Source organism: Roseofilum halophilum BLCC-M91 (genome assembly GCF_030068445.1).
Classification (GTDB): domain Bacteria; phylum Cyanobacteriota; class Cyanobacteriia; order Cyanobacteriales; family Desertifilaceae; genus Roseofilum; species Roseofilum halophilum.
The window spans coordinates 99,692-106,733 of the sequence record NZ_JAQPOK010000036.1; the positions used below are offsets into that span (position 1 = coordinate 99,692).

Here is a 7,042-nt window from a genome sequence, read left to right on the forward strand (position 1 = left end):
GCATTTTATGAATTAGCTAGAGTGCATGAAATTCCTTAAACTCTCTACCCTCACTCTCCTCCTCCTCGGTTTGCTAACCGGGACTCATCCCACCCCCTCCATTGAAAACCAATCCCCCGTTTCAGAAGAAGCCTCTAACTTTTCAGCCAGAAGTTTAGCTCTGCGGAAACAGATTGCCGCTCAAGACTTAGAAGATCTAGAAATCTGGTGGCAAAAGCGGGGTATAGGCGACCCCCATAAATACCTGCTGCCGGTCATCCTGGCCCGTCTGTCGCTTCCTAATGAATATAATGCCGAAACGACCTGGCAAGCCCTACAACGGCTGAATGAAGCTAAAACCGACCTCTATCACTTCCGCAGCATTTTTGACATTCGTATTTTGTTTCAGTTTCGGGAAAATTTGCCTCCAGCCTTAGAAGCGGACTATCGCAGCCAACTTGACAGCAAGCGGGTAGAACAGTGGAGTGAGGGAGGAACCGAGAATCATATGTTTATGCAGCGCGTTTCCGGGTTAGCCTTGATGGATGGTAGCGGTTGGCCGGTGGCTTATCCGGCAACTGAGGCGACGAACGAGGCTTGGTTGCGATCGGAAATTAACAAGTTTCTCACCATTGGCCAAGGGGAATTTCACTCCTCTACCTATTATGGCTATGCGATCGCCGGATTGCTGAATCTCTACGATTTTGCCCAAACCCCAGAGCGTAAAGCCTTAGCCAAAGCTGCCCTAGACTGGTTCGCCACCAATATGGCTCTGAGGTTAAGCTGGGGAACCGCAGGCGGGGCAGAAAGTCGCGGATTTGACCGAGGAACCTGGGATCGGAGCGAATTAGCAGCCGTGGCTTGGGTGTGGTGGGGAGACCAGCCAGAAACGGCGGAACGAATTCGATCCGGTGCAGCAAGAGTCGGACTTCCAGCCGCCTTGAGTACCTATCGCCCTCCCGAACATTTAAGGACGATTGCCCAGAAAAAGATTACCCTACCGTTTACACTGCAAGCCAGCCATCCCGCCTACTATTCCTATCACCAGGATAATCAGTTTTGGGAAACCTTTTATATCACTCCAGATTACAGTTTAGGCACACTCATTAATCCTCGCCGTTCCTATCAAGTCAAAGGAACCATTAATGCCCAGTATGCCACCTATAAATTAGTGGTGCGAGACCCCCAAGGCAAGAACAATGCTGTCATCTCCTTGGCCGGAACCTACCACACTCCCATGGCCACCGGTAGCTCTCCGGGGGATCAATATTTGCAACATCAAGGAACTGTCCTCTACCAACTGAGACTCTCTGGTGAAGATTTGGCTGCTGGAGTTCCCCCCTTATCCCATCTGGTTTTACCCTCACGCTATGGCGAACCTGAACGATATCAGGACTGGTATATTTGGCAAGTTGAAAATACTTGGCTGTTAGCTCGTCCCTGGGGAGATCAGATCGAATGGCGCTCATCGGTCTCGGAAAGACGCAAACAGGCAGACTATCAAGTGCTGGCAGCTCATGGCCAGAATACAGCTTGGATTACGGAAAGTGTTTCCACTAAAGATTATTCGAGCTTCCGGGAACTAACGCAAGCTCTGAGCCAAACCCAACCCCAGTTGAGTCAGACAGGTTTAAGCTATCGCAGTTTACCTAAACCCAGTGAAAATGCATCGGAGTCTACCGAATTATCCTTAACCTATATTCCCAAAAGTGGTAAAGGACTGGGGAGAATTAACGGTGAGGTGAGAAGCTTAGATGATTGGCCGGTTCTAGAGTCTCCCCTGATCGACCAACCCCTAAACAAGGGGATTTTAGAGTATGGAGATGGCGATCGCCCCTGGCAATTACAAAGCACACCCACCGGCCCCCAATGGCGATCGCGGTGACGCGGTGACACGGGGACGCGGGGACACAGGGACACGGAGACACGGAGACACGGAGACACGGAGAAATGACCCATTGCCTCTTGCCTTTTGCCCATTCCCCATTCCCTATTCCTGACAATCATGGGTTAAGATAAAAATACTCAAGCTTATCCTAACGTTGGTAAGCGCCCTGTTTTTGCTCCTCAATTCCTTCCCTATTGTTAACCTTGCCGGATTGTATAAGTGATATGACTAATGAAAATGATCTGATCAAACGTCTTAGTCCCAGTGCGATGGATCAGATTCTGTTATATCTAGCCTTTATCGCCATGAGGAATAGTGGCCATCGCCACGGGGCGTTCTTAGATGCGGCCGCCACGGCTGCTAAATGCGCCATCTATACTACCTACATGGAGCAGGGGCAAAACCTGCGGATGACGGGACATCTGCACCATATCGAACCGAAACGAGTAAAAGTCATTGTTGAAGAAGTTCGGCAAGCGCTGACTGAAGGAAAACTGCTGAAAATGTTGGGGTCTACTGAACCCCGCTATCTGATTCAATTCCCTTATGTCTGGATGGAAAAATATCCTTGGCAACCGGGAAAATCTCGCGTTTTCGGTAATAATTTAGTCTCGGAAGAAAAACAAGATATTGAAGCGAAACTGCCCCCCCATATTCCAGATGCCCAAGTGATTCCTTCATTCCAGTTTATGGATCTGATTGAATATTTGCATACGCGATCGCAACAAGACTCGAATCTCCCGGCTGACCGCCAAATGCCTCTCAGTGAAGCTCTAGCCGAACATATTAAACGCCGTCTGATGTATTCCGGGACAGTCACCCGCATTGATGTTCCCTGGGGAATGCCCTACTACGCGCTCACCCGCTCCACCTATACCCCCATTGACCAAGAAGAGCGCAAGTATGTGTTAGTCGAAGATACGGCCCGCTATTTTCAAATGATGCAAGAGTGGGCGGAAAGTCCGGCAGAAGAAAAACCCCGCGTTATGCGTATTTTGGAAGAAATGGATATTCCCCCAGAGCGGTACGAACAAGCGATGGAAGAACTCGATGAGGTGATTCGCGCTTGGGCAGACCGCTATCATGTAGAAGGGGGTAGACCGATGGTACTTCAGATGGTTTTTGGCCCCCAGGAACCGTAGAGGTTGTGATACTAACTGGGTTTTGGAACTCCATGGGAGTGCTTCGAGTCATAAGCATAGAGTCTATAAACTGGCACAGAATCAGGATTCCACCTAAGATTTAGGGTGGAATTCCTATGTAAATCGATAAGCGTTGAGGTAAAGAAGATTGATTAGATCATTGGTTGAGTGGGGAACTCGCGTAAGTTTAATGGGCACTCTGCTACTGAGTCCTGTGGTGGGAGTGAGCTTGATGCCCTCAGCCGCTATCGCGATTCCTGAAGCGCAAATAGAGAGAAAATTAGCGGGTGTTCCGGTGTATGCCATTAGTGATGAGCAAGGCGTTTTACTGACGGTTTCAGTACCCCGCAATCAGGAAAATCCTGATGAGGGGAGAATCTCCCTAACTCGTGTGTTTATTAGCCAAACGGATGCCCAAAGCTTTTTGGCTCAGGTGCGCGAAAGCAATCCTGATATTCCTCAAGGTATGAGTGCGCGGGCAATTCCGTTAAGTGAGGTTTATAAGTTACATCAGGAATATAAGGATGCCCAAGAGCCGTTGATTTTTCAGTTTCAGCCCAAGGATGAACAGGTGAATCAGGCTCGCAGTGTGTTGCAACAACAGGGAGATGCTGAGTTGGCTAATCAGTTTCGGGGTGTGCCTCTGTTTATGGCTAAAGCGGGGGAAGATCAGGGCTATTTGACGATTCAAAATGGCGATCGCCAAGCGGTGTTGGCCTTTTTTGACCATGGAGACCTGGAGCAAGCGCTGGCTGAGTATAAAAAACAAAACAGTGATGCTAGTTCCCAAATTGAGATCCAAGTGACGACTTTAGAGCGGTTGATGGATTTGTTGATTACGGAGGATGACCCCTTTCTGCAAAAAGTCGAGTTAATTCCGACACCTGAATCTCGGCAATTTCTGCAACAGGAAATAGAACGCCGACAGTCGGGAAATTAAGGAAACTTCTTAGGGATGGTTTCGGGACTAGAGTTGGCAGCCTGGCGAAAACAGGCACAACAGGAGGCGATCGCCGCGAATATCCCCCCAACTGAGGTGGATGGGTTGCTGCGATCGCTCTCTAGTCTCGATCGCCTCAGTTTACGCTTAGAGTCGTTTAAGTCGGCTGCCGATATCCCTTTGTTTCGTCCTTGGTTAGAGATTCAGCAGCTTTGGCAACAGCGCATTGAAGCTAGGGTTCCCCTCCAGTATTTGATTGGGGAATTAACCTGGCGAAATTTTAAGCTACAGGTGGCTCCTGGAGTGTTAATTCCCCGTCCGGAAACGGAACTTTTGATTGATTTGGCCTTGGCTTCGGATGTGGCTCAAATGGACGGACATTGGGCAGATTTAGGCACGGGAAGCGGGGCGATCGCCATCGGTTTAGCCCAAGCTTTACCCCAAATTACGGTTCATGGGGTGGATCGGAGTTTAGACGCATTGGCGATCGCCCGAAATAATGCCGCCCAATATTCTTTTAACTCTCAAATTCAGTTTTATCAGGGCGACTGGTTCACTCCCCTAGAACATCTCCAAGGCAAACTCATCGCCATGGTTGCCAACCCTCCCTACATTCCCCAGCGCTTAATTAACCAGTTGCAACCCGAAGTCGCCCACCATGAACCCCATCTTGCCCTTGATGGTGGCTCAGACGGCTTAGACTGTATTCGTACCCTCGTTAGTACCGCTCCTAACTATTTGCAACCCGGAGGGTTATGGCTAGTAGAAATGATGGCCGGCCAAGCCGAACCCGTGCAACAATTACTCCTTGAGAATGGCAATTATCGCCAGATTGAAATCCACAAAGACTTAGCAGGAATTGAACGCTTCGCCCTCGCTTATGTCAATTAAAAATTAAAAATTAAAAATTAAAAATGGGGAGTAATGATACATAATTTTAAGGGCGACAAACTTTTCGCCCCTATAAGATTGGTCATTTTATTAATGCGGATGGCGAGACTCGAACTCGCAAGGACAAGCCACACGCCCCTCAAACGTGCGCGTATACCAATTCCGCCACATCCGCTTGCAACTGGTGAGGATTACTCACAGTTTACTATATTAGCATAAGCAAGAGCATAAGTAAACAGCGATCGCACCCATTACCAAAAAAGATCTTCCAGAAAGGCCCCCAAACCTCCTATTCTAACGGAATATATCCAGCTCAAAAACGCAAAGATGACCTTTTCAAAAATCCTGATTGCCAACCGAGGAGAGATTGCCCTTCGCATCCTCCGCACCTGTGAAGAACTGGGCATCGCCACCGTTGCCGTTCACTCCACCATCGACCGCCATGCCCTCCATGTACAATTAGCCGATGAAGCCGTTTGTATTGGAGAAGCCAACAGCAACAAAAGCTATCTCAACATTCCCAACATTATCGCCGCCGCCCTCACCCGCCATGCCACCGCCATTCATCCCGGTTATGGTTTCTTAGCCGAAAACGCCAAATTTGCCGAAATTTGTGCCGACCACCAAATCACCTTCATCGGCCCCACCCCAGAAGCCATGATCGCCATGGGAGATAAATCCACCGCCAAAGCCACCATGCAAAAGGCCAAAGTCCCCACCGTCCCTGGTAGTGACGGACTCTTAACTGATGAAAGACAAGCCATCTCCGTCGCTCGTGACATTGGCTATCCCGTCATGCTCAAAGCCACGGCTGGCGGAGGAGGACGGGGAATGCGCCTCGTTCGGGAGGAGAGCCAACTGATTAAACTTTTCCGAGCCGCCCAAGGAGAAGCCGAAGCCGCCTTTGGCAATGCCGGGGTTTACCTAGAAAAATTCATTGAAAATCCTCGCCATATCGAATTTCAAATTTTAGCCGACTCCTACGGTAACGTCATTCACCTAGGGGAGCGAGAATGCTCGATTCAAAGACGACATCAAAAACTATTAGAAGAATCTCCCAGTCCTGCTCTAACGCCCAAACTAAGGCAAAAAATGGGAGATGCCGCCATTAAAGCAGCGCGTTCGATTAACTACACGGGAGCGGGAACCATTGAGTTTTTACTCGATCAATCCGGCAATTTCTACTTCATGGAAATGAACACCCGGATTCAAGTCGAACATCCGGTTACGGAGATGGTGACCGGACTAGATTTAATTGCCGAACAAATTCGGATTGCCCAAGGGGAAAAATTATCGTTAAATCAAAAAGAGGTTCAACTCAGAGGTCATGCGATCGAATGTCGGGTAAACGCCGAAGATCCCGATCATAATTTCCGCCCCCATCCCGGTCGCATCAGTGGCTATCTCGTTCCTGGAGGCCCCGGTGTACGGTTTGATTCCCATGTCTACACCGATTACGAAATTCCCCCCTATTATGATTCCCTCATTGGTAAACTGATCGTGTGGGGAGCAGACCGAGACAGTGCCATCCGTCGCATGAGACGCGCTCTGCAAGAATGCGCGATTACCGGTGTCCCCACCACCATTAGCTTTCACCAGAAAATTCTGGAAACCCCGGCATTCTTAGAAGGAAATGTATACACCAACTTTATTGAACAGCACTTTGGTTAAACAACAGGGTAGATGGTATTGATTCCTGCATTCATCACCCGTAGGGGCGGGTTTTACCCATATCTGGGATACCTAGCGATAACTTCTCTAAACCCGCCCTTACCCCACCCATCAACCCAAATTAATCACGAAAAAAAGATACTTTAGTACGCGGAGGAAGTTCGACTCAGGCGGTTTTAACCGCCGTGAAGCAGAAAAGGTGGGAGGGAAAAACCCTCCCTAATCTTCTACCGCCTTGGCCTTATTAGCTACGGTGATGTATTGCGTTCATCTTTCGTCCAGGCAATTATGGACTCGTGCTTTGGGACTGTACGCATAGAAGTAAAACTCCTATTTCTAGGGTGATGCTCGCCTAGCCAATGTTGCATCCCGGCACGTCCAAATAGCACCGCTTTACCCCTCGTAAACTTTTAACTATTTGGTTTCAGAAGCTCAGAACTGGCGAGGCATTCCAAGGTGAGAGCTTTGGCTCTTAAATGCAACGTAGCCCTTTAGGGGCTTAGGCGGGTCAGCTACCTAAATTAACGAGGC

General features: G+C 49.0%; 5 protein-coding genes and 1 tRNA gene. 5 read left to right on the forward strand and 1 reads right to left on the reverse strand.

Translation table 11 applies throughout. The features are described 5' to 3' along the window. Positions 1-25 precede the first annotated feature (25 nt). From PJF56_RS04790 to prmC, 4 genes are all read left to right on the forward strand, one after another. Complete coding sequence (locus PJF56_RS04790; protein ID WP_283761506.1) at positions 26-1,864, forward strand: hypothetical protein; 1,839 nt, start codon at positions 26-28, stop codon at positions 1,862-1,864. A 227-nt stretch (positions 1,865-2,091) separates the two neighbouring features. Beyond that, the gene (gene hetR, locus PJF56_RS04795) at positions 2,092-3,009 is read left to right on the forward strand and encodes a heterocyst differentiation master regulator HetR (RefSeq protein WP_283761507.1); all 918 of its coding nucleotides are present in this window, start codon (positions 2,092-2,094) and stop codon (positions 3,007-3,009) included. Between the two features lie 190 nt (positions 3,010-3,199). Continuing rightward, positions 3,200-3,949 (forward strand): Tic22 family protein, encoded by a 750-nt coding sequence (locus PJF56_RS04800; protein WP_283761508.1) that lies wholly within the window; start codon positions 3,200-3,202, stop codon positions 3,947-3,949. A gap of 15 nt (positions 3,950-3,964) precedes the next feature. Continuing rightward, the gene (gene prmC / locus PJF56_RS04805; RefSeq protein ID WP_283761509.1) at positions 3,965-4,840 is read left to right on the forward strand and encodes a peptide chain release factor N(5)-glutamine methyltransferase; all 876 of its coding nucleotides are present in this window, start codon (positions 3,965-3,967) and stop codon (positions 4,838-4,840) included. Positions 4,841-4,934: 94 nt separating this feature from the next. Here the strand turns inward: prmC and PJF56_RS04810 are convergent. Beyond that, positions 4,935-5,015 (reverse strand) — tRNA-Leu (locus tag PJF56_RS04810). A gap of 152 nt (positions 5,016-5,167) precedes the next feature. Here PJF56_RS04810 and accC point away from each other — a divergent pair. Continuing rightward, positions 5,168-6,511, forward strand: a complete 1,344-nt coding sequence (gene accC, locus PJF56_RS04815) for an acetyl-CoA carboxylase biotin carboxylase subunit (protein WP_283761510.1) — start codon at positions 5,168-5,170, stop codon at positions 6,509-6,511. The last annotated feature ends 531 nt before the right edge of the window (positions 6,512-7,042 follow it).